Source organism: Actinoplanes sp. 13, from assembly GCF_056134165.1.
Map to the genome: position 1 here is coordinate 19,747 of NZ_JBVYOQ010000036.1, position 25,461 is coordinate 45,207.

The window sequence follows — 25,461 nt, forward strand, 5'->3', positions numbered from 1 at the left end:
CGCGCACCGGAACTCCGCACGCTTCTTCACCGGTTCCTGACATTCCTTGGCCGGCTGGACAGGCTCGGCGAGAATGCGAATCGTGACCGCCCGCATTCTGGTAGCCGATGACGACCCCAAGCATGCCCAGCTGATCCGCCTGTACCTGGAGCGGGAAGGCCACCAGGTGCTCACTGTCGGTGACGGGCGGGCGGCGCTGGAGCAGGCCCGGGCACGCAAGCCGGACCTGGTCGTGCTGGACGTGATGATGCCGCTGGTCGACGGCCTGGACGTGTGCCGGATCCTGCGCGCCGAGTCGGACGTGGCGATCGTGATGGTGACCGCCCGTTCGGCGGAGAACGACATGCTGCTCGGCCTGGACATCGGCGCCGACGACTACCTGAGCAAGCCGGTCAGCCCCCGGGAGCTGACCGCGCGCATCCGCGCGCTGCTGCGCCGGGTTCGCGGCGGTGAGTCCGCCGAGGTGCTGCGGGTCGGCGAGCTCGAGGTGGACGCGCCCCGGTTCGAGGTGCGTGTCGGCGGTGCCGCCGTCAAGCTGACCGCCAAGGAGTTCGGCATCCTGGAGCTGCTCGCCAAGGAGCCGGGACGGGTGTTCACCCGTGGGCAGATCCTGGACAAGGTGTTCGGCTTCGAGAACGACGTGTCGGAGCGGACCGTCGACGCGCACGTGGTCAACCTGCGCCGCAAGATCGAGGCGAACCCGGCCGAGCCGCGCTACGTGCAGACCGTCTACGGCCGGGGTTACCGGATGGCCGAACGGTGAGTTTCCGCCTGCGGATCTTCCTGCTCGTGCTGGTGGTGGCCGGTACCGCGATCGGCGCCACCGCCTGGCTGACGCTGAGCCTGACGTCGCGGGAGGTGGCCGAGGCGGACCAGGCGCGGGACCGGCACCAGGCCGAGATCGTCGAACGGATCCGGTTGTACGGGCTGCAACGCGGCCGGTGGAACGGCATCGACCGGGTGGTGGCCGAGCTGAGCCGGCAGACCGGGCTGCACATCCGGGTGCAGACCACCGACGACGAGGTGCTGACCGACTCCGACGTGGTGGCGAAACGGTCGGTCGGGCCGGTGCAGCTGGTGGCCGCGGCGGTGGATCCGGCGCCGGTGCTGGACCCGGCGATCGCGCGCCGCGCCCAGCAGACCGCCCGCAAACCGTCCGCCCTGCTGGAGGCGCTGGACAAGAAAGGCCTCCCGCTGCGGAACGCGAAGACCGAGGGATACACCCTGCGGGCGCCGAAGCTGCCGTACGACCTGTTCGGCGCGACACCGACGACCCGGGCGTTCACGGACACGACCGCGCAGGCGCTGTTCCAGCTGGCCCAGTACCGAGCGGCGCTGGCGATCGTGCGGTGCTCGGCCGAGAAGGAACCGGTGGAGCCGGCCCTGGACATGGAGGTCTCGCCGTACCTCAGCAAGGACCAGCTCGCCGACCCCGACTGCCGGCGGACGGTGCTGCAACGGGTGCACGGTGACCGGATGTGGCTGGACATGTCGTACACCGACCTGATCGCCTGCTCCGCCGCGCCCACGCCGGACTCGTACACCAGCTGTCTGACCGGCGCGTTCGGTGAGACGGCGCTGAGCACCACGGCGATGCGGGTGGAGGTCTACTTCGGCGCGCAGGCCCGCTCGGAGCTGGACCAGCTGGGCCGCCCGGCGCTGTTCGGGGTGGCCGGGCTGCTGGTGTTCGCCGCGATCGGCACGGCCTGGATCGCGCGGCGGGTCAGCCGCCCGGTGCGCCTGCTCACCGGCGCGTCCCGGCAGCTCGCGGCGGGCCGCCTCGACGTGCGGGTGCCGACCAGCGGCCAGGACGAACTGGCGCGGCTGTCGGCGTCGTTCAACGCGATGGCGCAGGCGCTGCAGCGCAGCGAGGAACGGCAGCGCCGGCTCATCGCCGACGTCGCCCACGAGATGCGCACCCCGCTGTCGAACCTGCGCGGCTACCTCGAAGGGCTGGCCGACGGCGTGATCGAGCCGAGCCCGGAGCTGTTCACCTCGCTGCACGAGGAGACCCTGCTGCAACGGCGCATCCTGGACGACCTGCAGGTGCTGGCGCTGGCCGAGGCGGGCGATCTGGACTATTCCCCGGCGCCGCTGGACCTGGCGGAGCTGGCCGAGACGACCGCGACCGCGCATCGGGCGGTGGCCGCGGCGGCCGGCATCCAGCTGGTCGTGGACGCCCCGGCGCCGGTGCCGATCGTCGCGGACCCGGACCGGATCCGGCAGGTGCTGAGCAACCTGCTGAGCAACGCCGTGCGGTACACCGACGCGGGCGGGCGGGTGGAGCTGCGGGTGGAGCGGGACGCGCTGGGCGCCGTGCTGAGCGTCCGCGACACCGGCGTCGGCATGACCCCGGAAGAGGTGGCCCGGGCCTTCGACCGGTTCTGGCGGGCCGACCCGGCGCGTCAGCGGGCCACCGGCGGATCGGGCCTGGGGCTGACCATCGCCCGGCGCATCGTCGCCGACCAGGGCGGCAGCCTGGAGGCGGAGAGCACACCCGGCTTGGGTACGACCTTCACAGTCCGGCTTCCCGCGACCTGAGGGCTGTTCATCCCTGCGTGTGGACTTACGCCCCCGTACGAGCCGCAACTTCACACGCGGGTGTCACGGGTGCGGCGGGCGGCTGGTTCTGTGTGTGAAGTTCGGCCCGCACACGAGTCGATGCGCAGCCGTTAGCTGTGGGGGATTGACGGGCGTCACGGCGGGCAAGTTGACTCTGATTGGTTGTGGGTGAACGAGTCGGGAAATGTTCGATTGAGGTCCGGAGGGATCCGCATGCACCCTGGTGCGTCCGCCGCCACGGCTTCGCGGGCTCTGCGCGTCGACCACTCGCCGGGGCACTCGGTGACCGTCGCGGCCGGCGGCAGCGCCCTGTTCACCTATCGCTACCGGGACGAACCGCGCCTGCATCCGGTGTGCACCCTCGGCGGTGACCCGGTGGTGGCGGGCGCGGTCGGCTGGGCGCTGCCGCGCATCGCGGAGCATCCCCCGCTGCACACCGCCGGCGCCGAGCACGGGCGGTTGACCGAGCTGGCCGCCACCGACGCCGCGGTGACCGTCGCGCATCGGCTGACCTGGACCGACCGGTGCGGCCGGGCCGCCGTCGACGAGTGGCGGGCACTGACCGCGCTGGCCGCCGACAGCGCCACCTGGGTGCTGCTGTTCGAGAACACCATGACCAACGTCGGCGGGACCACACTGACCTTCGCCGGCGGTGGCGGGCTGCGCTGGCCGCCGCCGTCGCAGGACGCCGTGACGGTGCTGGTCGACGACAGCGCCAACCCGGCGATGGGCGGGACCGGTCTGCCGGTGGCCGCCGGCCGTACCGTCGCGTTCCGTCACGCGGCCGTCATCGCCGCTGGTGACCGGCCCACCGAGGCCCTCGCCGGCCTGGGCCGCGCGGTGCTCGCCGCGGAAGCCTGGCACGGGTGTGCGGCCAGCCACGCCCGCACCATGCGGCGCGCGCCCGCGATCGGTCCGGCGACGCCACCGGGCCGGGGCCGTCGCCCCCGCCGCTGAGCGCCCGGCGATGGCGAACCGGATTCGCTTCTGAGCTGGGGTGGATCAGCCGTCCGGTGTGGAGTGGCTTCCGATCAAGGGAGCAGCGATGAGCAGAATGGACGGACTTCGCCACTTACAGTGGACAACGTCTGTTGCCGGGCCGCCGCGGGTGGCATCGTCGCGCCCGACGGGAAGGAGCGCCGGTGAACAGACGGCAGATCCAGCAGCACGAGGCGGAGCAGGTCGCGGCAGGCTGGCAGTCGATGGGCATGTTGATCGAGCACGTACGGGCCGGCGGCGCGCCGACCCGCACCGCGCCGACGATCATGTGCCGGGCCGGTGAGGAGCAGTACGGCGCCTTCCCGGTCGACGCCCAGGTTTTCTGCGGCGCCGATGTGGAGTACTCGAGCAGCATGTTCGCGGCCGGTGGGCTGCTGTTCACGGCCGCCACGCTGGCCGCCTCCGCCGCGATCAACTCCAACAACCGCAGGAAGGCCGAGGCGGCCTCCCGCCCGCAGTGGCGGCCGTGGGGGCGGTTCCCGGCGATCGTCACGAACCAGCGGCTCCTGCTGATGACGGAGCAGTGGACGTCGTACCACTATCCGGCCCTGCTGATGATTGAGCCGGACCCGCTGAACTACTCGGTGGCCCTGCACTTCGAAGGCGCGAACCCGGTCCTGCTGCGCGGACCGTGGGTGCCGTGGGCGACCGTGGCGATCTGCGCGACGCTGTTCCGGGCGCCGTGGCCGCCGGGCTACAACCCGCCGCCGCAGCTCGCGGGCCCGCAGCAGCCGCAGATCCCGCTGCCCCCGGGACACCCGGCGCCGTAAAGCCGCTGGACGGCGTCACTGGCGGCCTGCCTCGGACACGTCGCATCGCCCCATCTTCGCCGGACAGCCGCGCACGAACCTCCGCCGGCGTAACGTCCCGGCGAGGCATGCGCGGGTCTTCGCTCGGTGGCCCGTTGCCGTGACGTTCGAGCTGTTGCCTGACCCAGGTGACCACCTGGTCATCCGATCGGTGACCGATTTGGATGTCTTCGCCACTTGTGTGCGATCCTCTGTTAAGGTCAGGCTGTCGCGAAAGCGCGCGAACCACGAAGTGGCATAGCTCGCACGATCGCCCCACGAGATCTGCCACCCACGGATGCGTCACGTCCGCAGGTGTCAGCACTCGTTGCCGGACGCCATACGAACGTATGCATCTTGGCCCGACTCCTTTGGGAGCGGGCTATTTTTTTTGATTCTATTCCTTTAGAGAGATTCATGGAGGTCGCATCGGTGGGGGCGTTCTCGGATGATGACGCAAGGCGTTGGCTCAGGGAAGTCCTGCGGCCTTTCCTGGAACCCCGGTTGCCGCCCGGAGAAAAAGTCGATAGGTACGTTGCTGAGGCGGTGTGCCGATTCCCGGCCCGCGACTTCGCGTCTCTGACGAAGAAGCGCCTCGAATCCTACAAGTACTCTTCGCTGAAAGTGACCGTACCGCCGTGGAAAATGGCGTACGCCTGTCCCCAGAGGAGTGCACGAGCGCGTCAATGGTTGCTCAAAAGGCATGCGAAAGCCAGCCCCAGAGACGTCCATAGCAGGCTATCTGAGCTGCCCGAATTATGCCAGTCGGCCTATCTGCTGTTCACCTTTCAGCCGTTCACAGCCAAACAAACGAGCGCTGTCTTGGACATTCCAGATGATTATCTAGCCTCGCTGCTGACCGAAGCGCACAGCGCAATCTATCCTTTGCAGCCCGGGAAGGTGAAACGTGAGAAGATTGACTAGGCCCACCCTCCAGGATTTGGCGTCCGAATCAGAGGATAGCGATGAGTCGACCGAAACCGAGATTGAAATACTCCACCTCGAGGCGGGCATCGAAATACACCGGATCGCGCATCGTCTCTTGGCCAGGGGAGACCGCCTCATCGCCCGGGACTGTCTGAAGGTCGCCGCACGGTGCGAACTTGCCGAGGCCGAAGCAGACCTCCTGTTCTGGCGAGACACCGACGACCAATTCCTTTTGGGGTGCGGCAATGCTGAGTCAGCGGATGAGGACACCGCATTAGAAGTCACCCGCACAGAAATGGCTCCATTTGGTGGCGTGCAGCCGGCGGCCCGCATGCTTTGGTCTGTGGCCGCCTGCACGCTGGCAATCACGGCCGCCGCCGGGCTGGGGATGATCATCAGCCCTCAGCTGCCGCCCAAGCCGAACGGCGACGGCATTACCGCCAGTCAGGTCCGCGACCAGCGGCAACCGGTCATCCCACGTTTCTCGGCGCTGCCCCGGGCCGCTCCGCCGGCCGGCCGGGAGGTACCGGCGGTGATCGCGTTCGCCCCGCCGGCCCGCCCGCAGTTCCAGATCGATCTGGCCGGTCCGAGCCGGGCGAAGGATCTGCTGGTGTCGCTGAGGTCCAGCGGGTCGGCGGCGAGGGAGGAGGCGTGCCGGTGGAGCATCATCAAGTCCACGATGGACGGCGCCCAGAGGGCGGCGGGGGTCGCCCTCGAACCCGGGCGGTCCCGGGTGTTCCGTATCCCGGCCGGTGAATGGTCGAGGCTGTCGGTCGTCCCGGACATCGCCGGCACCATCGATCGGCGGGAGGACTGCACGGTGGTCCGCGTGGAGCAGGCCGTACCGGTGGTGCCCGTGCCCGGCCCCCCGCCGCCCGTCCCGATCGACCTGGGCGAACCGGGCCAAACGGCGGATCCGGGCGAGGCAGCAGGGTCACCCGCGCCGAGCGAACCTGCCGGCCCACCCACGCCGGGCAGCCCGAGCAGTACCGGCGAACCGACCGGGTCACTTGCCCCGACCGGGCCCACCGCGGAGCCGCAGGCCGAGCCCGCCGGCCGCTCGGAGCCGTCGGCAGTGCCCGCCGGGCGGTCGCAGCCACCGGAGAAGCCGAGGCCGGTCAGGTCTTCTCCCGCAGTAGAGCAGACCACGAGTCCCACCCCCACAGCTACACCGGAGCACCAGCCGCTGTCGTCCTGACCGGCTGCTCATCACCACCCGAGTCAGGGGCGGTGCCAGGAACTTCACGTTCCGGCGCCGCCCCTTTTCGTCTTCGAAGGGAAACACCATGGCCTGGAAGCGCAGCACTCGATGCGAAATTGACCACCAATGTGTGGAGGTCGACTTCGACGGCGTGAACGTGCTGATGCGCAACTCTCAGCGGCCGGAGATCGTGCGGTCCTTTTCCCTGGAGGCGTGGCGCGCCTTCATCCGAACGCTGCAGTCGGCGCCAGTGCCGAAGTGAGGCGGGACTGGCCGGCACCGCCCTCAGGGCGGGCCGGCCGGCCCGACGGCTCGCGCCGGAGAATCACAGCCGTGCGAAGGTGCGGCCGCGCCCGAGACGCCCCGGCCGTCAGTGCGGGCCGACCGCCGTCACCGTGATCGCCGCCGTGCCGGCCTCGTCGGACTCGGCGAGGTCGACGGTGGCGTCGATACCCCAGTCGTGGTCGCCCTCGGGGTCCTCGAACACCTGACGCACCGTCCACGCCGTCGGCCCCTGCTCGATGTGCAGGAACGCCGGACCGCGCGCCGCCGGCCCGGTGCCCAGTGAGTCGTACTCCTCGAAGTACTCGGTGATGGCCTTCTGCCAGCGTTCCGCGGTCCAGCCGTGCTCGGCGTCCATCTCGCCGAGCAGGTCCCAGCGGCGCAGCGCGGCCAGCTCGACGCGGCGGAACATGGCGTTGCGGACCAGCACCCGGAAGGCGCGGGCGTTGCGGGTGACCGCCGGCGGTTTGTCGTCGAGGCGGACCTCCTCGACGGCCTCGCCGGGGTTCTGCAGCCGGGCCCACTCGTCCAGCAGGCTGGAGTCGACCTGGCGGACCAGTTCGCCGAGCCACTCGATCAGGTCGGTGAGCTCCTCGGTGCGGGCGTCCTCGGGGACGGTCTGGCGCAGGGCGCGGTACGCGTCGGCGAGGTACCGCAGCACCAGGCCCTCCGAGCGGGACAGGCCGTAGAACGAGACGTACTCGGTGAAGGTCATCGCCCGCTCGTACATGTCGCGGACCACGGACTTCGGTTTGAGCTCGTAGTCGGCGACCCACGGGTGGCCGCGCCGGTACGTCTCGTAGGCGGCCTCCAGCAGCTCGCGCAGCGGCATCGGCCAGGTGACGTCCTCCAGGAGCTGCATCCGCTCCTCGTACTCGATGCCCTCGGACTTCATCGCGTTGACCGCCTCGCCGCGGGCCTTCTGGCGCTGCGCCGAGACGACCTGGCGGGGATCCTCGAGGGTCGCCTCGATCACCGACACGACGTCGAGCGGGTACTCCGGGGACTCCCTGTCGAGCAGTTCCAGCGAGGCGAGGGCGAACGGCGACAGCGCCTGGTTGAGAGCGAAATCAAGCTGAAGATCTTCGACCAGGCGGTACGACGGTGAGCCGTCCGCGGTGGTGAACCGCTCGATGACACCGCCGGCGATCAGCGCCCGCGCGATCGCGATGGCCCGGCGGATGTGCCGGCGCTGCGCGTTGGGGTCCTCGTGGTTGTCCAGCAGCAGGTGGCGCATCGCCTGATAGGGGTCGCCGCTGCGGTTCATGACGTTGAGCAGCATCGCGTGCGACACCTGGAACGACGAGGTCAGCGGCTCCGGGTCGGCCTCGACGAGACGGTCGAAGGTGGGCCGGCCCCACCCGATCGTGCCCTCCGGCGGCTTCTTGCGGACCACCTTGCGCCGCTTCTTCGGGTCGTCGCCGGCCTTCGCCAGGGCCCGCTCGTTGTCGATCACGTGCTCGGGGGCCTGCACGATGACGGTGCCGATGGTGTCGAAGCCGGCCCGGCCGGCCCGCCCGGCGATCTGGTGGAACTCGCGGGCCTTGAGCAGCCGGGTCTTCACGCCGTCGTACTTCGACAGGCCGGTGAACAGCACCGTGCGGATCGGCACGTTGATGCCGACACCGAGGGTGTCGGTGCCGCAGATGACCTTCAGCAGGCCGGCCTGCGCCAGCGTCTCGACCAGGCGCCGGTATTTGGGCAGCATGCCGGCGTGGTGCACGCCGATGCCGTGCCGGACCAGCCGGGACAGGGTGCGGCCGAAGCCGGCGGTGAACCGGAAGTTGCCGATCGCGGTGGCGATGGCGTCCTTCTCCGCCCGGGTACACATGTTGATGCTCATCAGGGACTGGGCGCGTTCCAGGGCGGCGGCCTGGGTGAAGTGCACGATGTAGACCGGCGACTGCTTGGTGGACAGCAGCTCCTCGATGGTCTCGTGCAGCGGCGTCATCGCGTACTCGAAGAGCAGCGGCACCGGCCGGTCCACGCTGCTGACCACCGCGGTCTCGCGGCCGGTGCGGCGGCTCAGGTCGTCGACGAAGCGGGTGGTGTCGCCGAGCGTCGCCGACATCAGGATGAACTGGGCCTGCGGCAGCTCGATCAGCGGCACCTGCCACGCCCAGCCGCGGTCCGGCTCGGCATAGAAGTGGAACTCGTCCATCACCACCTGGCCGACGTCGGCGTCGGCGCCCTCGCGCAGCGCCAGGTTCGCCAGGATCTCCGCGGTGCAGCAGATGATCGGCGCGTCCGCGTTGACGTTGGCGTCGCCGGTCAGCATGCCGACGTTCTGCGCGCCGAAGACCGCGCAGAGCGCGAAGAACTTCTCGCTGACCAGGGCTTTGATCGGCGCCGTGTAGAAGGTGGTCCGCTCGGAGGCCAGCGCGGCGAAGTGCGCGCCGGTGGCGACCAGGCTCTTGCCGGAGCCGGTGGGGGTGTTCAGGATGACGTTGGCGCCGGTCGCGATCTCGATCAGCGCCTCCTCCTGATGCGGGTACAGGGTGAGGCCCTGCTCCGTCACCCAGGTCTGGAAGGCATCGAAGACAGCGTCGGGTTCGGCGTTGCCGGGCAGGCGATCGGTCAGCGTCATGATCCCCCAAGTCTGTCAGCTGGCGCCGAACACCGCGTACAGGGGACCGGCGATGCTGCCGGCCACGCTGAGGACGGCGGCGACCACCGCGAGCGTCGCTGCGATTCGTGCGCGCATGGCCGTACCCCCCAGAAGGTCTCGATCTTGTTGGGCAATCTGCCCGGCGGCGGTTGCGGCGAGGGTGGGCGCCGGGTTGCCGTTCGGTTGCGCGCCGGGGTTTCGCTGACCGCGGTGTGCCCCGGGTCACTGCGGGTTTGTCACAGCTGGGCGCTGCGGCCGCCGACTGTCGGCACATGGCACCCCGCTGGATCTGGCTCTCCCTCGGCATCACGGCGACCGCTGTCGCGGTCATGGCCGCGAACTACGCCACCGTCGCCGGTGACGTCCTCTACTACAGCGGCTACCTCGTGCTGTGCACGGTGGCCTGGCTGGCCGTCCGGCGGCTCGGGCCCGGCCCCGACCGGCTGCCGTGGGCGCTGATCGCGACCGCGCAGACGCTGTGGATGGCCGGCGACGCGGTCGAGGGCGCTTACTACTACCTGACCGGAGAGGTGCCCTCGGTCGGCGTCTCCGACGCGCTGTGGCTCAGCGGTTACCCGCTGATGGCGGCGGCGCTGACGTTGATGGCCCGCCGCCGGGCGTCCGGGCGCCTGCGCAGCGCCGTGCTCGACGGGCTCACGCTGACCGTCGCCGCGGGCCTGGCCAGCTGGCAGTTCCTGATCATGCCGACCCTCGACGACGGGTACTCGCTGACCGAGACGATCGTGCCGGCGCTCTACCCGATCGCCGACGTGGTCCTGCTGGCCGCGATCCTGTTCATCGCGCTGTCGCCCGGTGACCGCGGCGCGCCGACCCGGCTGGTCCTCGGCGCCGTCCTGCTCTACCTGGCGATCGACATCTCCTACAACGTGCTGCCGTACTTCCTGGACTACGAGATGGTGGCCCGGATCGGCCCGCTGATCATGTTCGGCAACGCATTGATCATTGCGGCGTGCCTGCACCCCCGCCACTCCGAGCTGACCACGGCCGGCGCGCACGCCAACGTGCTGCACCCGTCCCGGGTGCTCTTCCTCGGCCTCGCGTTCCTGGCCGCCCCGACGCTCACCCTCGTCGAGTCGGGCATCGAGCGCAACGCCCTGGTCGCGCTGGCGGCGACCGCGCTGAGCACGGCGTTCGTGCTCACCCGGTTCACCATCGCGGTCCGGGAGCAGGAGAAGGCGCAGGCCGCGCTCGCCGAGCAGGCCCGCCGCGACCCGCTGACCGGGCTCGCCAACCGGTCCGTGCTCAGCGCCGAGATGCAGCGTGCCCAGGGCGCGGTCGCCCTGCTCTACCTGGACCTGGACGGCTTCAAGAAGATCAACGACGAGCACGGCCACGAGGCCGGCGACCTGGTCCTGGCCACCGTGGCGCGGCGGCTCTCCGACGCGGTCCGCGGCACCGACCTGGTGGTCCGCCTCGGCGGCGACGAGTTCGTCCTGCTCTGCCCGGACCTGCCGGAGACCGAGGCGATCCGGCTGGCCGAGCGGATCGTCACCGACGTGGCCCGCCCGATCCTGTTCCAGGACACGACGCTGGACGTCGGCGCCAGCGTGGGCATCGCGGCGTACGGCTCGGACGTCGCGGCCCACGAGGGCGAGATGCTGCGCACCGCGGACCACGCCATGTACGAGGCAAAGCGGCGCGGTCGCGGGCGCTGGGTGCTGGCCGAGTCGCGCTAGGCCCCCGGGCGCTCACCGGCGGTGACGGGTGACCATGGCCCGGACCTGGCGCCACAGGTCGCTGCCGCGGGGGTCGTCGAGGCCCTCTGCCGCGAGGACGGCGTCGGTGAACGCGTCGGGGTCGGCGGGCGGGTCCAGGATCAGGCGGCGCTTGGCGTCCGGGGGCAGACAGAAGCCGAGCTTCATGCACAGGTCGTTGAGGAGCCACTCGACTCGGCGCTCGTCCGGCATGTGTCCAGCATCGCCGATCCGGGTTCTTGTCGGAGGGGACCGCTAACGTTCTCGCCGTCGGAGGGACGGGTCATGCAGATCGACGAGGACGGGTTCGTCTTCCCCGCGGCGTGGCGGGAGCACCGCCACGTCCGCCGCGGCAGTGCCGGGGCCGTGCCGTTCGCGGTGGACCCGGGTGCCCGCGCCGTCCTCGACCACGAGCTCGCCGCCCAGCCCGACCCGTTGCAGCGGGTCCTGGTCGCGCCGACGACCGAGGAGCCGGTCCGGGCCGCGGCGTGGGCGTGGCTGGCGGGGGCGCCCGGCGCGGTGCCGCTCGGCGCGGCCGCCGCGCTCGCCGCCGCCGACTCGTCGAGTTGGTACGGGCGGGCACGGCTGGTCGCCGCCGCCGACACGTTGATCACCGAGCGGGGTCTGTGGTTCGCCGCCGAGACCGCGGTCGAGCTGACGGCGATGATCATCATCAACGACGCCGCCCCCTCCTCGTACCGTTTGAACCGTGACGAGAAGCGGGGCGTGCGCCGCCTGGCGCCCGGCGAGCGCCGACCGGGGTGGCAGGTCGACCTGCCGTTGCTGATGGCGCTGCGCGTCCGGGAGGCGCTCGCCTCGGCATCCGAGGAGCAGCACGCCGAGGTCGTCGCGGCGCTGGAGCCGTTGCGCGCGGCGCACCCCTACACCCGGGCCGGCACCTCCCTGCTGGTCCCCGGCCGGTCCGACTGGGTGGAGCAGGACGTGGCGGCCGCTGTCGCCGACGCCGACGACTACCTCGCCGCCGCGCTGGTCATGGCGGCCGGCACCGGGGCGCAGGCGCAGGCGTTGGCACCGGTCGTCAGCACCCGGATGGTGCACACCTCGATGGCCGTGCTGACCACGCTGGTGGACGGTGCCGGCCCGGCCGCCGCACCCGCCCTGTTCCACTGGTTCGACCGGCCGCTCGACACCGCCGCGCAGAAACGGCTGCTCGCGGTGCTGACCGAGCTGCCCGGTGACGACGTGATGCGCGGCCTGGTCGCCCGGGCCGACACCAAGTTCGGCGGGCCGGCCCTGCTGACGGCCGCCCGGCGATTCCCGGCCCGGGCGATGCGTGTCCTCGCCGAGAGAGCGTCGAAGCAGTCCGCCGCCGACCTGCTGCGCGGGCACGTGCTGACCCACCCCGACCTGGTCGACAGGGTGCTGCCCGCGCTCGGGCCGGAGGCCGCCGCGCGGATCCGGCGGATCCTCGATGAGACCGCCGGCCTCGAGATCGCACCGGTGTCCGCGCTGCCCCCGCTGCTCGCCGACCCGCCGTGGCAACACCGCACCGAGCCGGCCGAACCGGTCGTCGTCACCGTGCCGCCCTGCACCGATCCGGCAGTCGTCGCATGGCTTCCGGGGGAGCGGGAGGCCTGGTTGCAGGCCCCGCAGACCCGGCCCGGGCGCCCGCCGGACTGGGCGGAGGTCGCCAAACGGATCGCCGGTGGCCACGCCCCGTGGAACCAGGCTCACCGGTTCCTGGCCGAGGCGCCCGCCGACCTCGTCCGGCCCCTGCTGCTGTCCGGCTGGCGGTTCGAGCAGACATGGCACGCCGCGCCCTGGATGCGGGTGGCCGCGGCCCGCTTCGAGGTGACGGCGCTGCCCGCCGTCGTCGACCTGGCCCGGCGCGGCCCGGGCGACGCGGCGCTGCTGCTGATGCCGTTCGCGTCACCCGAGATCGCGGTGCTGGCGGCCGGCTGGCTGGCCCGGGTCAAGAGCCGGCGCCGGACCGCCCTGGCCTGGCTGTTGCGGCATCCCGCGGCAGCGGCCCGGGCGTTGCTGCCGGCGGCCGTGGGCGAAGCGGGTGCCCCCCGGCGCCAGGCCGAGGAGGCGCTCGTCGCCCTGCACGCCAACGGCCACACCGGCGCCGTGCGGGCGGCCGCCGCGGTTCACGGACCGCAGGCCGCCGCGGCGATCGACCAGCTGCTCGCCACCGATCCGCCGGCTCTGCTGCCCGCGAAACTGCCGCCCACCCCGGCGTGGGTGGCACCGACGCTGCTGCCACCGGTGCGCCTGCGCGACGGCCGCGCGCTGCCGCCCGAGGCAGCCGGCCACCTGGTCACCGTGCTCGCGCTGTCCCGGCTCGACAGTCCGTACGCGGGGGTGGAAGTGGTGCGGCAGGCGTGTGAGCCGGCCGGTCTCGCCGAGTTCGTCTGGGGCCTGTTCCACCAGTGGCAGGTGGCCGGCGCCGAGGCGAAACAGAGCTGGGCGCTGGAGGCGCTGGGGCTGTTCGGTGACGACGAGACGGTGCGCCGCCTCACCCCGCTGATCCTGGTGTGGCCCGGCGCGGGCGGCCACACCAAGGCCGTCACCGGCGTCGACGTGCTGGCCACGATCGGCACCGACGTGGCCCTCATGCACCTGCACGGCATCGCCCGGCGCGCCAGGTTCAAGGGCCTGCGGACGGCCGCGCAGGAGAAGGTCGCCGAGGTCGCCGCCGCGCTCGGGCTCACCCCCGAGCAGCTCGCCGACCGGCTGGTGCCCGACTTCGAGCTGGACGCCGACGGCCGGCTACGGCTCGACTACGGCCCGCGTCAGTTCGTGGCCGGTTTCGACGAGCAGCTCCGGCCGGTCGTCACCGACGCGGCCGGCAAACGGCTCAAGGCGCTGCCCAAACCCGGCGCACGCGACGACGCGGAGCTGGCGCCGGCGGCCCACCAGCGGTTCGCCGCCCTGCGCAAGGACGTCCGCACGGTCGCCACCGACCAGGTCCGCCGGCTGGAACGGGCGATGGTCACCGGCCGGCGCTGGAGCGGCACGGACTTCCGGCGCTTCTTCGTCGGGCACCCGCTGATCGCGCACCTCGCGCGCCGCCTGGTCTGGGGTGTCTACGACGACGCCGGCGCGTTGACCACGGCCTTCCGGGTCGCCGAGGACGGCAGCTGTTCCTCGGTGGAGGACGAGGAGACCACCGTGCCCGGCGACGCGACCGTGGGCGTCGCCCACCCGCTGCATCTCGGCGACGAGCTGCCCGGGTGGGCCGGGCTCTTCGCCGACTACCAGATCGTGCAGCCGTTCCCGCAGCTCGGCCGCGAGGTTTTCACCCTCACGCCGGAGGAGGCGCGACGAAGCGAACTCGACCGTTTCCAGAACCTCGTCCTGCCGACCACCACGCTGCTCGGTCTGGAGAAGCGCGGCTGGCAGCGCGAGGAGCCGCAGGACGCCGGCATGCAGGGCCGCCTGGAGTTGCGCCTCGGTCCGGGGCTGGAGGTCGCCGTCGAGCTGGAGCCGGGCATCGCGGTGGGTGACGTCGCCTACTACGCCGAACAGAAGCTCACCGAGGTCTATCTGCACGACGGCACCGCCGGGTGGTGGAACTCCGGTGAGGAAGGGCGGGTGCCGCTGAGCCGCCTCGACCCGGTCGCCGCGTCCGAGCTGCTGCGCGACCTGAGCGAACTCACCGGCTGAGACCGAGCGGCGCGGGCGGCGACTGCAGTGCCTGCGTGTGAAGTTCGGGTCGCTCCGTGGGCGCAACTTCACACGCAAGCTCGCGGTGGTGCGGGTGTGTGAAGTTCGGGTCGCCCGGTGGGCGTAACTTCACACGCAGGCTTGCGGTGGTGCTGGTGTGTGAAGTTTGGGTCGCCCGGTGGGCGCAACTTCACACGCAGGCTCGGGCGGGCGGTCGGGCGGCGCGGGCGGTGTGAGCGGCGGTGTGGGGTGGGTCAGCCGCGCGGGCGCAGGCCTCGCCGCACCCGGCCGGTCGCGCGGTTGCGCAGGCGCTGGAGCCGCTCCTGATAGCTGTTCTCCGCGCGTTCGCCCAGCTCGTTCGCGTGGCCGACCATGCCGATGATCGTCTCGATCGCGGTCGCCAGGATCTGGCTCTCGGAGAGCTCGTCCGGCGTGGGCGCCTGCTTCATCCCGGCCGGCCGCAGCTCCTCCAGATCCCCGGCCACCTGGCAGGGATAGTCGCGGAGTTCCTTGATCTGCTGGTCGGCGAGGTCCAGGACCCACTCGGCGCGGTCCAGCCCGACGCCGAAGCGGATCTCGTTGCCGCCGCGGCGCAGGACGGCGTTGACCAGGTGCCGCTGGACCACCTGCTGGTACGGGGTGCGGTGCGGATAGCGGTCGCCCAGCGCCTGGTTGACCCGGCGCAGGACCTCGATCTCGGCGGCGCCGAGTGAGGTGTTGGCGCTCGGGTCCGGCAGCTCGCAGAGGCCGTCGGGGATGCCGAGGACGCCGGCGAACCGCTTCCACAGGGTGTCGTGCGGGGCGCCGGGCGGCGGGACCGTGACGAGGTGCCGGTGCGCGGCCGGGACCAGGTCGCCCCAGCGGCGCAGCATCCGGTTGCCGGTGTGCATCTCCCAGAACGTCTCGAACCTGCCCTGTTCGACGGAGCGCAGGAACGTCTCGAACGTCCAGATGTTGCGGGACCGGATGCTCTGCTGCCACATCGACGGGAAGGTGCGCCACAGGTCGCGGGTGGCCACGACGATGTGCACCTCGGCGGGGCGCATGCTGTCGACGGCGCGCGCGGCCTGTTCCGGGGTGGCGCCGCCGAGCGCCTCGTTGCTGACGATCACGTCGCCGTGCCATCGGGCGGCTTTTGCGGCGAGCTGGTCCCAGGTCCAGGTGGCGGCCGGGTCGCGCCAGGTCACCGCGCGCAGGTCGGTCATCGCCTGGTCCTGCTCGCGGGCGCTGCCGGGCAGCAGGATCCCGGCGCGGCGCAGGGCGCCTTGGTTGTGCCAGAGGACGTTCTGCACGTAGGTGCTGCCGGTCTTGGGCGCCCCGATGTGGAGGAAAACGCGTCGTGCCATGGTGCCTTCCGGGCGCGGTGATCAGCGGCCCTCAGGGTGGCACCGGAAGGGAACGGGAACGCGAACGGCGGGCGAACTCAGGGCAGCAGGTTCGCGCGGGCGCATCATGCGGCGGGTGGGTGTGGCGAACTCAGGGCAGCAGGTCGGCGCGGGCGCATTCGGTGACGTACGGCAGGTGGTGCTCGCCGCGGCCGAGCAGCGCCGGGTGGGTGGCCAGCAGCTGGCGCACCTGGGCGAGGACCGCGGCCCGCTCGTCGGCCGGGAGCAGGATGATGCCGCTGCGGGAGGCGACCAGGTCGAGCAGTTCGGCGGGCTGCACGGTGTGCGCCCACTCGAACGTGGTGGTCTCGGCACGCCCGAACGGCGGGCCGATCCGGTGGTCGCGGTCGGTGCCGGCGCCGCCGATGATCGCGCCGAGGCGGGCCACCCAGTCGGTGCGCTCGTCGCGGACGTTCCAGATCAGGCCGAGCCGGCCGCCGGGGGACAGCACGCGGGCGATCTCCGGGAGGGCGCGGTCCGCGTCGACCCAGTGCCAGGCCTGGGCGACCAGCACCACGTCGACCGAGTTGTCGCGCAGCGGGATGCTCTCGGCGCTGCCCAGGTGGGCGGGCACGCCGGGCAGGGCGCGGCGCAGCTCGGTGAGCATGCCGGGGGACGGGTCGACGGCGACGACCTCCAGGTCCCGCTCGTGGATCTGCCGGGTCAGCTTGCCGGTGCCGGCGCCGAGGTCCAGCACGCGGGGTTCGCCGGGGGGCAGAAGCCAGTCGAGGGCCTCCGCCGGGTACGGGGGACGGCCGCGCTCGTAGGCGTCGGCGGCCGCGCCGAAGGACGAGGCGTGGTCATTCACGGTGATCATCGTATCCGCCGGTGGTGCGGGTGGCCGGACGGCTGGTCCGTTTGGAGGCGCCGCCGGCCGGGCATCTGAAGAGCACCGGACGATGACCATGGAGGGCTGACGGATGAGCATCAGCGACAAGGCCAAGAACAAGGCCGAGGAGATCGCCGGCAAGGCCAAGCAGGGCATCGGGGAGGCGACCGACAACGAGCGCCTTTACGCCGAGGGTCAGGCGCAGGAGGCGCAGGCGCACGCCAAGCAGGCGGGCGAGCACGTGAAGGACGCCGGGCGCGACGTCCGCGACGCCTTCAGCTGACGGTCGGGCAACCGGGACGAGGGCCCCGGTTCGGGGCCCTTTCTCGTCATGCCGCGACGGCCTCCTGCTTGCGCCACCAGTCCTGCCCGGTCGCCGGCAGCGTGTCGATCGGGTCGTAGTACGCGTACAGCTTCGACAGGGCCTCGGCGTCGTCCTGCTCGATCGAGGTGCGGTAGTTCTTGGTCCAGTACGAGATGCCGTGTTCCCGGTCGTACTCGGCGACCATGTGCACCCACCGTTTGCCGACGAACGGGACGTCGCAGACGATCCGCGGGGTGGCGTAACCGGGCAGGTATCCCATCAGGTCGTGCTGCAGCTGCTGGGCGTGCCAGACCGGCACCCGCCAGTGCTCCGCGTTGGGGATCATGTCGCACATGTAGAAGTAGTACGGCAGGATGCCGGCCTCGCCCTGCAGCGCGAAGCACAGGTCGAGCAGGTCGGCGGCGGTGGCGTTGACGCCGCGCATCAGCACACCCTGGTTGCGCACGTCCCGGACGCCGATCTCCAGCAGTGTCTGGGTGGCCCGGGCGACCAGCGGCGTCAGCGAGTTCACATGGTTCACGTGGGTGTGCACGGCCAGGTTGACCCCGCGCCGCTGGGCGGTGACCGCCACCCGGTGCATGCCTTCGACGACGTCGTCCTGCAGCCAGTGCTGGGGCAGGCCCATCAGCGCCTTGGTGGCGAGCCGGATGTCGCGCACCGTCGGCACGGCGAGCAGACCCATCAGGTAGGCCTCCAGCTGTTTCCACGGGACGTTGGCCACGTCACCGCCGGAGACCACCACGTCCCGGACGCCGGGGTGGGTCTTCAGGTAGTCGAGATGCGCCGCGTACCGGTCCACCGGCTTCTCCAGCAGGCGCAGTTTGGTGACCGCCGGGGTGCTGTTGCCGACCAGGTCCATCCGGGTGCAGTGTCCGCAGTACTGCGGGCAGGTGCTCAGCAGCTCGGCGAGCACCTTGGTGGGGTAGCGGTGGGTGAGGCCCTCGGCCACCCACATGTCGTGCTCGTGCAGGGAGTCCCGGCTGGCGTTCGGATGTGAGGGCCAGTCGGGCAGCCGGTCCGAGGCGACCGGCAGCATGTAGCGCCGGATCGGGTCGGCCAGGAACGAGGCGGTGTCCGGCGCCCTGTCCGGGACCATGGTGTTGAGCATCTGCGGCGGGATCAGCATCGACATGGTGGCCAGCTGCTGCTGGTCGGCTTCGAGGTCGGCGTAGAAGCTGTCGTCGAGCAGGTCGCCGAGGACGGCGCGCAGCCGCTTCACGTTCTTCACGCAGTTGACCCGCTGCCACTGGGCGGACTGCCACTGCGCGGCGGTGACGTCGCGCCAGCCGGGGAACCGGGTCCACTCCGGCTCGATCAGTTCACGCCGCTGGTACTCGTACGGCTGCACCGGTTCCTCCTGACGTCGCTTGTGGCTTCGATCAACATACTGGAGAATCTTCGGTCTAGAAACCGTGGGCACGGAAGATTTACGGTGGACCGACGTCAAGCGATAGATGTTCCACATGAGGGAGGTTGGGCATGGCGGGATCCGTGGGTCTGGCGCGGGTGCTCGAGCCGGCCGGGGTGCTGCCGCAGGCGGCCTGGCGACTGGACGACTCGCCGGTGATCGGGCCGGACGAGACACGGATCCGGGTGCAGCGGCTCAACCTGGACGCCGCCAGCTATCGGCAGCTCGCGGAGAAGCACGCGGGAGACGGCGCGGCGATCCGGGCCGAGGTGCTCGAGATCGTCACCACCCGTGGCAAGATGCACAACCCGGTCACCGGTTCCGGCGGGATGCTGATCGGGGTGGTCGAGGAGGTCGGGCCGCAGTCGCCGCTGCCGGTGAAGCCGGGGGACCGGGTGGCGACCCTGGTGTCGCTGACGCTGACACCGCTGCGGATCACCGACGGTCTGGCCGGGTGGGACGGCCGGAGCGAGCAGGTCCCGGCGGACGGGACGGCGATCCTGTTCGGGCGCTCGATCGTGGGCGTCCTGCCGGACGACCTGGCGCCGGAGCTGGCCCTCGCGGTCTACGACGTGTGCGGGGCGCCGGCGCTGACCGACCGCGTCGTCCGCGGCCACCCCGGCCGGCCGGCCGTCACGGTGCTGGGCGGCGCGGGTAAGAGCGGGTCGCTCACTCTTGCCGCTGCCCGGCGCGCGGGTGCGCGTACCACCGCGATCGTCGTCTCCGCGAAGGAGCGCGACGCGCTGGAGAGAGCGGGCCTGGCCGACCGGGTCGCGATCGCCGACGCCCGGGACCCGGTCGCGGTCGCGCAGGCGGTCGGCGAGCCCGCGGACGTCACCGTCGTCTGCGTGGACGTGCCCGGCTGCGAGCACGGCGCGATCCTGGCCACCGCCCCCGGCGGCACGGTGATCTTCTTCTCGATGGCGACCAGCTTCGCCGCCGCCGCCCTCGGCGCCGAGGGGCTGGCCGCGGACGTGACGATGCTGGTCGGCAACGGCTATGTGCCCGGGCACGCGGAGTTCGCCGTCGGCCTGCTGCGCGAGGTGCCCGCGGTGCGGTCGCTCTTCGAGGCCCGGATCGCGGCAGACTGACGCGCATGACTCAGCTACCCCTGGTCCGTTACGTGAACGGTCGCATCTACTCGCCCGCCGACCCGCGCGCCACCGCGATGCTGGTCCGCGGCGACACCATCGCCTGGCTCGGCGACAGTGCGGAGGCGCCCGCCGCCGACCGCACCGTCGACCTGGACGGCGCGCTGGTGACCCCGGCGTTCGTCGACGCCCACCTGCACGCCACCGACACCGGGCTGGCCTTCGACGGCCTCGACCTGTCGGGTGTGCGGTCGGCCGGTGAGCTCCTCGACGCGGTCGCGTCGTTCGCGGCGACGCGTCCGGCCGACGGCGTCGTGCACGGGCACGGCTGGGACGAGTCGACGTGGGCCGAGCAGACCCTGCCGGACGCGGCCGAGCTGGAACGAGCCGGTGGCGGCCGCCGGGTCTATCTGTCGCAGGCGTCGGTGCACTCGGCGCTGGTGTCATCGTCGCTGCTGCCGCCCGGCTCGGACGCTTCCGGCTGGCTGCGTGAGCACGAGCATCACGTGGTGCGGGCGGTGGCGCTCGGCGCGCTGACACCGGCGCAGCGGACCGCCGCGCAGACCACGGCGCTGCGCCGGGCCGCGGCGATGGGCATCGCGGCGGTGCACGAGTGCGCCGGGCCGGGCACGTCCAGCGAGGCCGATTTCGCCTCGGTGCTCGCGCTCTCCGGGCAGGGGCTGCCGCAGGTCTTCGGGTACTGGGGGGAACTGGGCGGCGCGGACCGGGCGCGCGACCTGGGGGCGCACGGCGCGGCCGGCGACCTGTACGCGGACGGCGCGTTCGGCTCGCGGACGGCGTCGGTGCGCTCGCCGTACCTCGACGGCGACCACGGCTGCGGCGAGGCGTTCCTGACCGCCGAGCAGGCCGCGGAGCACCTGCTGGACTGCATCAGGGTCGGCTTCCAGGGCGGTTTCCACGCGATCGGCGACGCGGCGATCGAGACTGTCCTCGACGGTTTCGCGCTCGCCGCGAAGGCCGTCGGCGTGGACCGGCTCCGCGCCGGCCGGCACCGGATCGAGCACGTCGAGCTGATCGACAAGGCGATGATCGCCCGGATGGTCGAGTTCGGCGTCATCGCCTCGGTGCAGCCGGTCTTCGACGCGCTGTGGGGCGGCACGGACCGGATGTACGCGCAGCGCCTCGGCGTCGAGCGTGCCCTGGCCAGCAACCCGCTCGGCCAGATGCACGCCACCGGGGTGACGCTGGCCTTCGGCTCTGACTCGCCGGTCACCGCGCTGGACCCGTGGGCCGTGGTGGTCGCCGCCGCGGCCCCGCGCAACCCGCGGTACCGGATGGCGGTGCGCTCGGCGTTCGCCGCGAGCAGCAGGGGCGGCTGGCGGGCGGCCGGCATCGACGAGCTGGTGGGGGTGCTGGCGCCGCAGCACGACGCGACGTTCGCCGTCTGGGAGACCCCGGGCGGGCTGAGCGAGGGCCTGCCGGCGCTGCTGCCCTCGGACGGGGTCACGCCGCCCCGGCCGATCTGCCGGCGGACGGTGTTGCACGGCGAGACGATCTACGAGGAGTGATCTGGTGGCCGGGAAGTTGGACCTTGATCCGCGGCTGGTGACGCGGGCGCGCGCCCTGGCGGCGCGCGCCGGGCAACCCGTCGTCGACCTGGCGCGCTCGCACACCACTGTGTCGGTGGAACGCGCGGTGCTGCGCCTGGCCGGCGTGCGCGGCGCCGACACCGACGGGATCCCGTGGGTGAACCGCCTGGTCGACGCCGTGCGCGCCGACGTGGGGCTGGGGCACGGGGTGGCCGTGCCGGTGTTCCACGCCCTGCTGCAGTCCGGCGTCGAGGACGTCACGGTGCTGGCGCAGAAGGCGGCGGCCGGGGCGGTCCGGTTCGACATCCCGGCCCGCCGGGGCGAGATCACGGCGGCCCGCAAGGCCGCCTCCCGGGCGGCGCGGGCCGGGCTCAAGCTGGTCGACCGGCGCCGGGCCGAGCGGGATCGCATGATCAAGCGGTACGGCGACCCGAAGCAGCGCCCGTGGATCTATCTGATCGTGGCGACCGGCGACATCTACGAGGACATCCCGCAGGCGCAGGCGGCCGCCCGGGCCGGCGCGGACATCATCGCGGTGATCCGCTCCACCGGGCAGTCACTGCTGGACTACGTGCCGGAGGGCGCCACCCGGGAGGGGTTCGCCGGCACGTACGCCACCCAGGAGAACTTCCGGTTGATGCGGGCCGCCCTGGACGAGACGTCGAAGGAGCTGGGCCGCTACATCCGGCTGACGAACTACGCCTCCGGGCTGTGCATGCCGGAGATCGCGGCGCTGGCCGGGATGGAACGCCTCGACATGATGCTGAACGACTCGATGTACGGGATCCTGTTCCGCGACATCAACCCGATCCGCACCTTCGTCGACCAGCGGTTCTCCCGGCAGGTGCACGCCCGTGCCGGAATCATCATCAACACCGGTGAGGACAACTACCTGACCACCGCGGACGCGGTCGAGGCCGCCCACACGGTGACCGTGTCGCAGTTGCTGAACGAGTTCTTCGCCCACGAGGCGGGTCTCGCCGACGGGCAGCTCGGGCTGGGGCACGCCTTCGAGATCAACCCCGACCTGCCCGACTCGTTCCGGCTGGAGCTGGCGCACGCGCTGCTGGCGCGGGAGCTGTTCCCGGACGCGCCGCTGAAGTGGATGCCGCCCACCAAGCACATGACCGGCGACGTCTTCCGGGGCAACCTGCTCGACGGGTTCTTCAACCTCGCGGGCGCGCTCACCGGCCAGGGCATCCTGCTGGTCGGCATGATGACCGAGGCGGTGGTGACGCCGTGGCTGTCCGACCGCGACATCGCCCTGCAGAACGTGCGGTACGTCCTGAACGGCGCCGGCAACCTGCACGAGGACTTCACGCCGGGCGAGTTCATCCGGGGCCGCGCCGACCAGGTCCTGCACGAGGCGATCGCCCTGCTGGAGCGGATCGCCGACGACACGCTGCTCAACGCCATCGCCGACGGCACCTTCGGGATCATGAAACGCCCGGCCGACCGGGGCAAGGGACTCGACGGCGTGGCCCGGCACGAGGACGGCTACTACAACCCGGTCGTGGAGGCGTTGTGACGATCATCCGGCCCTACGGCGACACCACCGGCGACGGGATGGTGCAGCTCTCCTTCACCCTGCCGATCCCGCACGACAAGCGCGCCGAGGGCGCCGCCGTCCAGCTGGCGAACAAGATGGGCATGGACCCGGCGCTGCTGGTGCACGCCAAGCAGATGGGTGACGGCTACACGTTCTTCGTCGTCTACGGCAAGGTCGGCCATCTCGTCGACACCGACAAGGTGCAGGTCGTCGAGCGCGACTTCCCGCTGCTCAGCGCCAAGGAGGTGAACGCCGCGGTGAAACGGGGGCTGCGGCGGCGCCTCAACGTGGTCGGCGCCTGCATCGGCACCGACGCGCACACGGTGGGCATCGACGCGATCCTCAACCTCAAGGGCATCGCGGGGGAGAAGGGCCTGGAGTCGTACGCCGAGCTGTCGGTGACCAACATGGGCGCGCAGGTGTCGGTGCCCGACCTGGTCGAGACGGCCCGGGAGCGCCGGGCCGACGCGGTGCTGGTCTCCCAGGTGGTCACCCAGCGCGACGCCCACCTGCAGAACACCCGGGCCATGTCGGCGGCGTTCCGGGAGGCGCTGCCGGCCGGCAGACGGCCGCTGCTGATCGTCGGCGGGCCGCGCTTCGACGAGCTGATGGCCGCCGACCTCGGGGTGGACCGGATCTTCAGCCGCGGCACCACCCCCCGGGAGGTCGCCTCCTACCTCGTCCACGCCCTCGTCACGGAGAGACAGCGCTCATGATCACCGTCACCCATCGCCGGTACGTCCCCTACTCCCACGCCCACTACGCCGGGAACCTTGTCGACGGGGCGTACTCGCTCGGCCTGTTCGGTGACGTGGCCACCGAGGTGTGCATCCGGCTGGACGGCGACGAGGGGCTGTTCGCCTCGTACGACGACGTGCAGTTCAAGGCGCCGGTGCGGGCCGGTGACGTCCTGGAGATCACGGCGACGGTGCTGACCATGGGCACCCGCTCCCGGAAGATCAGTTTCACCTCGACGGTCGTGTGCCGTGGCTCGGGCGGGTCGGCGGCTCAGGTGCTCGACGAGCCGATCACCGCCGTGACCGCGGTCGGGACCGTGGTGGTGCCGGCCCGGTGAACGCCGTGGTCTGCGTGGACGTCGGGTCCACGTACACCAAGGCCGCCCGCGTCGACCTCGACGGTGCGCGACTGGTCCGCCGGGCCGAGGTGCCCACCACCTCCGGGACCGACGTGCTGCACGGCCTGGACGCCGCCGTGGCGGCCGTCGGCGGCGGGGACGAGATCTATGTCTGCTCGTCGGCCGGCGGCGGGCTGCGGCTCGCCGTGGTCGGTTACGAGGCCCTGGTGACCGCGGAGGCCGGCCACCGGGTCGGGCTGTCCGCGGGCGCCCAGGTCGTGCACGTGGCCGCGGGGCCGCTGACCGGGCCCGGCGTGAGCGCGTTGCGAGCCGCCCGGCCGGACGTGGTGCTGCTGGTCGGCGGCACCGACGGCGGGGACAGCGAGGTGCTCCTGCACAACGCGCGGCGGCTCTCCCGCTTCAAGGCCCCGATCGTGGTTGCCGGCAACACCGACGCGCGGGCGCCCGTCGAAGCGATCCTCGGCGTGCGGGCCACCGAGAACGTGCTCCCGCGCATCGGCGTCCTCAACCCCGGACCGGCCCGCGCGGCGATCCGCGACGTCTTCCTGCGGCACGTGATCGGCGGCAAACGCCTCTCCCGCGGCCGTCGCTTCGCATCGCTGGTCCGCGCCGCCACCCCGGACGCTGTGCTGGCCGGGGTCGAGCTGCTCGCCGACCTCACCGGCTCCGGGGTGCTGGTGGTGGACGTCGGCGGCGCCACCACCGACGTCTACTCGGCCCTGGTCCCGGACGCGGAGAGCGACTCCGGCCCGCGCCGGGACGTGGCCGGGACGCTGTGGCGGTCCCGCACCGTCGAGGGTGACCTCGGCGTGGCGGCCGGCGCGGACGGCACCCGCGCGGCGGCGGCCACCGAGAAGCTGCCGGAGCCGCACGACGATCTGTCCCTGGCGACCGCCGCGGCGGTGGTGGCACTGCGCCGGCACGCGCGCGGCCGCCCCGGTCTCCGCGACGTACGCCTTGTGGTGGGTTCCGGCGGCGTCCTGCGACACGGTGGAGGGACACGGGTCCTCGACGCGGTGCTCGGTGACGTCGGTGGTGGCTGGGCCCCGCCGGAACATGCCAAAGCTGTCGTCGACACGGAGTACGTGCTGGCCGCCGCCGGATTGCTCGCTGTCGATCATCCGCAGGTCGCGGCGGCACTTCTGGGCCAGTCGATCGGGTCGATGGAGAGACACGCCGATGAACGCGACACGCCGGGACGCCGAACTCCTGGTTGACAGGACGCCGGTGTCCGGACGTACCGTCTTCAGGTCCTGTTCACGGCGAGCGGTTGTGATCCGCTTCGTTCCACCACCCACTGGCCGCAGTCCTCGCTGGGGTCGCGCGTTCAGCCAGGTCCAGGGGGTGTGGAGGCGAAGCGGCGCGGACCGGGCCGCGTTCAGGTGGTCGTCTGGGGATCAGGCGGCGGCCAGTAGACAACGGCACGGCGCGGGCATCCGGCTCGTGGCGGGCCGGTCCGAAGGTCACCGCGGGATCACCGGGCCCACCGGCCGGGAACGGATGAGACGGAAGCACC

Annotated in this window: 21 protein-coding genes; 16 read left to right on the forward strand and 5 right to left on the reverse strand. The window is 71.9% G+C overall.

The features are described from left to right. The first annotated feature begins 73 nt into the window (after positions 1–73). The 7 genes from AC0NH5_RS38335 (at position 74) to AC0NH5_RS38365 (ending at position 6,739) form a co-directional block, all read left to right on the forward strand. Positions 74–763, forward strand: coding sequence for a response regulator transcription factor (locus AC0NH5_RS38335; protein ID WP_474412489.1), 690 nt, complete (start codon positions 74–76; stop codon positions 761–763). After that, the gene (locus AC0NH5_RS38340) at positions 760–2,541 is read left to right on the forward strand and encodes a sensor histidine kinase (protein WP_474412491.1); all 1,782 of its coding nucleotides are present in this window, start codon (positions 760–762) and stop codon (positions 2,539–2,541) included. The genes AC0NH5_RS38335 and AC0NH5_RS38340 overlap by 4 nt, the downstream gene beginning before the upstream one ends. A gap of 234 nt (positions 2,542–2,775) precedes the next feature. Then, positions 2,776–3,519: a DUF6807 family protein gene (locus AC0NH5_RS38345; RefSeq protein ID WP_474412493.1), complete on the forward strand. Its 744-nt coding sequence runs from the start codon at positions 2,776–2,778 to the stop codon at positions 3,517–3,519. Between the two features lie 185 nt (positions 3,520–3,704). After that, complete coding sequence (locus AC0NH5_RS38350; protein ID WP_474412495.1) at positions 3,705–4,331, forward strand: hypothetical protein; 627 nt, start codon at positions 3,705–3,707, stop codon at positions 4,329–4,331. A gap of 435 nt (positions 4,332–4,766) precedes the next feature. Next, positions 4,767–5,273 carry a hypothetical protein gene (locus AC0NH5_RS38355; RefSeq protein WP_474412497.1) on the forward strand — a complete coding sequence of 169 codons (507 nt, stop codon included), beginning with the start codon at positions 4,767–4,769 and terminating at the stop codon, positions 5,271–5,273. 346 nt (positions 5,274–5,619) lie between these two features. Next, positions 5,620–6,474, forward strand: coding sequence for a hypothetical protein (locus tag AC0NH5_RS38360; RefSeq protein ID WP_474412499.1), 855 nt, complete (start codon positions 5,620–5,622; stop codon positions 6,472–6,474). 88 nt (positions 6,475–6,562) lie between these two features. After that, entirely contained in the window at positions 6,563–6,739 is a 177-nt protein-coding gene (locus AC0NH5_RS38365) for a DUF397 domain-containing protein (RefSeq protein WP_474412501.1), read from the forward strand. A gap of 108 nt (positions 6,740–6,847) precedes the next feature. Here the strand turns inward: AC0NH5_RS38365 and AC0NH5_RS38370 are convergent, their stop codons facing one another. Further along, a complete protein-coding gene (locus AC0NH5_RS38370) occupies positions 6,848–9,346 on the reverse strand; it encodes a DEAD/DEAH box helicase (RefSeq protein ID WP_474412503.1) in 2,499 nt (832 codons plus the stop codon). Positions 9,347–9,639: 293 nt separating this feature from the next. Here AC0NH5_RS38370 and AC0NH5_RS38375 point away from each other — a divergent pair, with 293 nt between their 5' ends. Further along, positions 9,640–11,064 carry a diguanylate cyclase gene (locus AC0NH5_RS38375; RefSeq protein WP_474412505.1) on the forward strand — a complete coding sequence of 475 codons (1,425 nt, stop codon included), beginning with the start codon at positions 9,640–9,642 and terminating at the stop codon, positions 11,062–11,064. Positions 11,065–11,076: 12 nt separating this feature from the next. Here AC0NH5_RS38375 and AC0NH5_RS38380 read toward each other — a convergent pair whose 3' ends face one another. Further along, on the reverse strand, positions 11,077–11,295 hold the full coding sequence (locus AC0NH5_RS38380) for a hypothetical protein (RefSeq protein WP_474412507.1): 219 nt from the start codon (positions 11,293–11,295) through the stop codon (positions 11,077–11,079). 72 nt (positions 11,296–11,367) lie between these two features. Between AC0NH5_RS38380 and AC0NH5_RS38385 the strand changes: the two genes are divergently transcribed. Then, positions 11,368–14,712, forward strand: coding sequence for a DUF4132 domain-containing protein (locus AC0NH5_RS38385; RefSeq protein WP_474412509.1), 3,345 nt, complete (start codon positions 11,368–11,370; stop codon positions 14,710–14,712). Positions 14,713–14,966: 254 nt separating this feature from the next. On the opposite strand, the gene AC0NH5_RS38390 is transcribed toward AC0NH5_RS38385, so the two are convergent. Both AC0NH5_RS38390 and AC0NH5_RS38395 read right to left on the reverse strand, forming a co-directional pair. Continuing rightward, positions 14,967–16,058 (reverse strand): hypothetical protein, encoded by a 1,092-nt coding sequence (locus AC0NH5_RS38390; RefSeq protein WP_474412511.1) that lies wholly within the window; start codon positions 16,056–16,058, stop codon positions 14,967–14,969. A gap of 130 nt (positions 16,059–16,188) precedes the next feature. Beyond that, positions 16,189–16,914: a class I SAM-dependent methyltransferase gene (locus tag AC0NH5_RS38395; RefSeq protein ID WP_474412513.1), complete on the reverse strand. Its 726-nt coding sequence runs from the start codon at positions 16,912–16,914 to the stop codon at positions 16,189–16,191. Between the two features lie 103 nt (positions 16,915–17,017). Between AC0NH5_RS38395 and AC0NH5_RS38400 the strand changes: the two genes are divergently transcribed. Continuing rightward, positions 17,018–17,209 carry a CsbD family protein gene (locus AC0NH5_RS38400; protein ID WP_474412515.1) on the forward strand — a complete coding sequence of 64 codons (192 nt, stop codon included), beginning with the start codon at positions 17,018–17,020 and terminating at the stop codon, positions 17,207–17,209. Between the two features lie 46 nt (positions 17,210–17,255). On the opposite strand, the gene AC0NH5_RS38405 is transcribed toward AC0NH5_RS38400, so the two are convergent. Next, positions 17,256–18,599: a KamA family radical SAM protein gene (locus tag AC0NH5_RS38405; RefSeq protein WP_474412517.1), complete on the reverse strand. Its 1,344-nt coding sequence runs from the start codon at positions 18,597–18,599 to the stop codon at positions 17,256–17,258. 131 nt (positions 18,600–18,730) lie between these two features. Here AC0NH5_RS38405 and kdd point away from each other — a divergent pair, with 131 nt between their 5' ends. Genes kdd through AC0NH5_RS38435 form a run of 6 tightly spaced genes read left to right on the forward strand, consistent with a single transcriptional unit; the run spans position 18,731 to position 25,162 of the window. Continuing rightward, positions 18,731–19,750, forward strand: a complete 1,020-nt coding sequence (gene kdd, locus AC0NH5_RS38410) for an L-erythro-3,5-diaminohexanoate dehydrogenase (RefSeq protein WP_474412518.1) — start codon at positions 18,731–18,733, stop codon at positions 19,748–19,750. A gap of 5 nt (positions 19,751–19,755) precedes the next feature. Continuing rightward, positions 19,756–21,279: an amidohydrolase gene (locus AC0NH5_RS38415; RefSeq protein WP_474412520.1), complete on the forward strand. Its 1,524-nt coding sequence runs from the start codon at positions 19,756–19,758 to the stop codon at positions 21,277–21,279. 4 nt (positions 21,280–21,283) lie between these two features. Continuing rightward, a complete protein-coding gene (kamD, locus tag AC0NH5_RS38420; protein ID WP_474412522.1) occupies positions 21,284–22,828 on the forward strand; it encodes a lysine 5,6-aminomutase subunit alpha in 1,545 nt (514 codons plus the stop codon). Further along, positions 22,825–23,565, forward strand: coding sequence for a lysine 5,6-aminomutase subunit beta (kamE, locus tag AC0NH5_RS38425; RefSeq protein ID WP_474412524.1), 741 nt, complete (start codon positions 22,825–22,827; stop codon positions 23,563–23,565). The genes kamD and kamE overlap by 4 nt, the downstream gene beginning before the upstream one ends. Further along, complete coding sequence (gene kal, locus AC0NH5_RS38430; protein ID WP_474412526.1) at positions 23,562–23,924, forward strand: 3-aminobutyryl-CoA ammonia lyase; 363 nt, start codon at positions 23,562–23,564, stop codon at positions 23,922–23,924. The genes kamE and kal overlap by 4 nt, the downstream gene beginning before the upstream one ends. After that, a complete protein-coding gene (locus AC0NH5_RS38435; protein WP_474412528.1) occupies positions 23,921–25,162 on the forward strand; it encodes a glutamate mutase L in 1,242 nt (413 codons plus the stop codon). The genes kal and AC0NH5_RS38435 overlap by 4 nt, the downstream gene beginning before the upstream one ends. Positions 25,163–25,461: the final 299 nt, after the last annotated feature.

Coding starts and splice junctions, on each gene's coding strand:
- AC0NH5_RS38375 (WP_474412505.1), top strand. CDS start 9,640: ATGGCACCCCGCTGGATCTGGCTCTCCCTCGGCATCACGGCGACCGCT.
- AC0NH5_RS38390 (WP_474412511.1), bottom strand. CDS start 16,058: ATGGCACGACGCGTTTTCCTCCACATCGGGGCGCCCAAGACCGGCAGC.
- AC0NH5_RS38415 (WP_474412520.1), top strand. CDS start 19,756: ATGACTCAGCTACCCCTGGTCCGTTACGTGAACGGTCGCATCTACTCG.
- AC0NH5_RS38400 (WP_474412515.1), top strand. CDS start 17,018: ATGAGCATCAGCGACAAGGCCAAGAACAAGGCCGAGGAGATCGCCGGC.
- AC0NH5_RS38380 (WP_474412507.1), bottom strand. CDS start 11,295: ATGCCGGACGAGCGCCGAGTCGAGTGGCTCCTCAACGACCTGTGCATG.
- AC0NH5_RS38335 (WP_474412489.1), top strand. CDS start 74: ATGCGAATCGTGACCGCCCGCATTCTGGTAGCCGATGACGACCCCAAG.
- kdd (WP_474412518.1), top strand. CDS start 18,731: ATGGCGGGATCCGTGGGTCTGGCGCGGGTGCTCGAGCCGGCCGGGGTG.
- AC0NH5_RS38385 (WP_474412509.1), top strand. CDS start 11,368: ATGCAGATCGACGAGGACGGGTTCGTCTTCCCCGCGGCGTGGCGGGAG.
- kal (WP_474412526.1), top strand. CDS start 23,562: ATGATCACCGTCACCCATCGCCGGTACGTCCCCTACTCCCACGCCCAC.
- AC0NH5_RS38355 (WP_474412497.1), top strand. CDS start 4,767: ATGGAGGTCGCATCGGTGGGGGCGTTCTCGGATGATGACGCAAGGCGT.
- AC0NH5_RS38345 (WP_474412493.1), top strand. CDS start 2,776: ATGCACCCTGGTGCGTCCGCCGCCACGGCTTCGCGGGCTCTGCGCGTC.
- AC0NH5_RS38370 (WP_474412503.1), bottom strand. CDS start 9,346: ATGACGCTGACCGATCGCCTGCCCGGCAACGCCGAACCCGACGCTGTC.
- AC0NH5_RS38365 (WP_474412501.1), top strand. CDS start 6,563: ATGGCCTGGAAGCGCAGCACTCGATGCGAAATTGACCACCAATGTGTG.
- AC0NH5_RS38395 (WP_474412513.1), bottom strand. CDS start 16,914: ATGATCACCGTGAATGACCACGCCTCGTCCTTCGGCGCGGCCGCCGAC.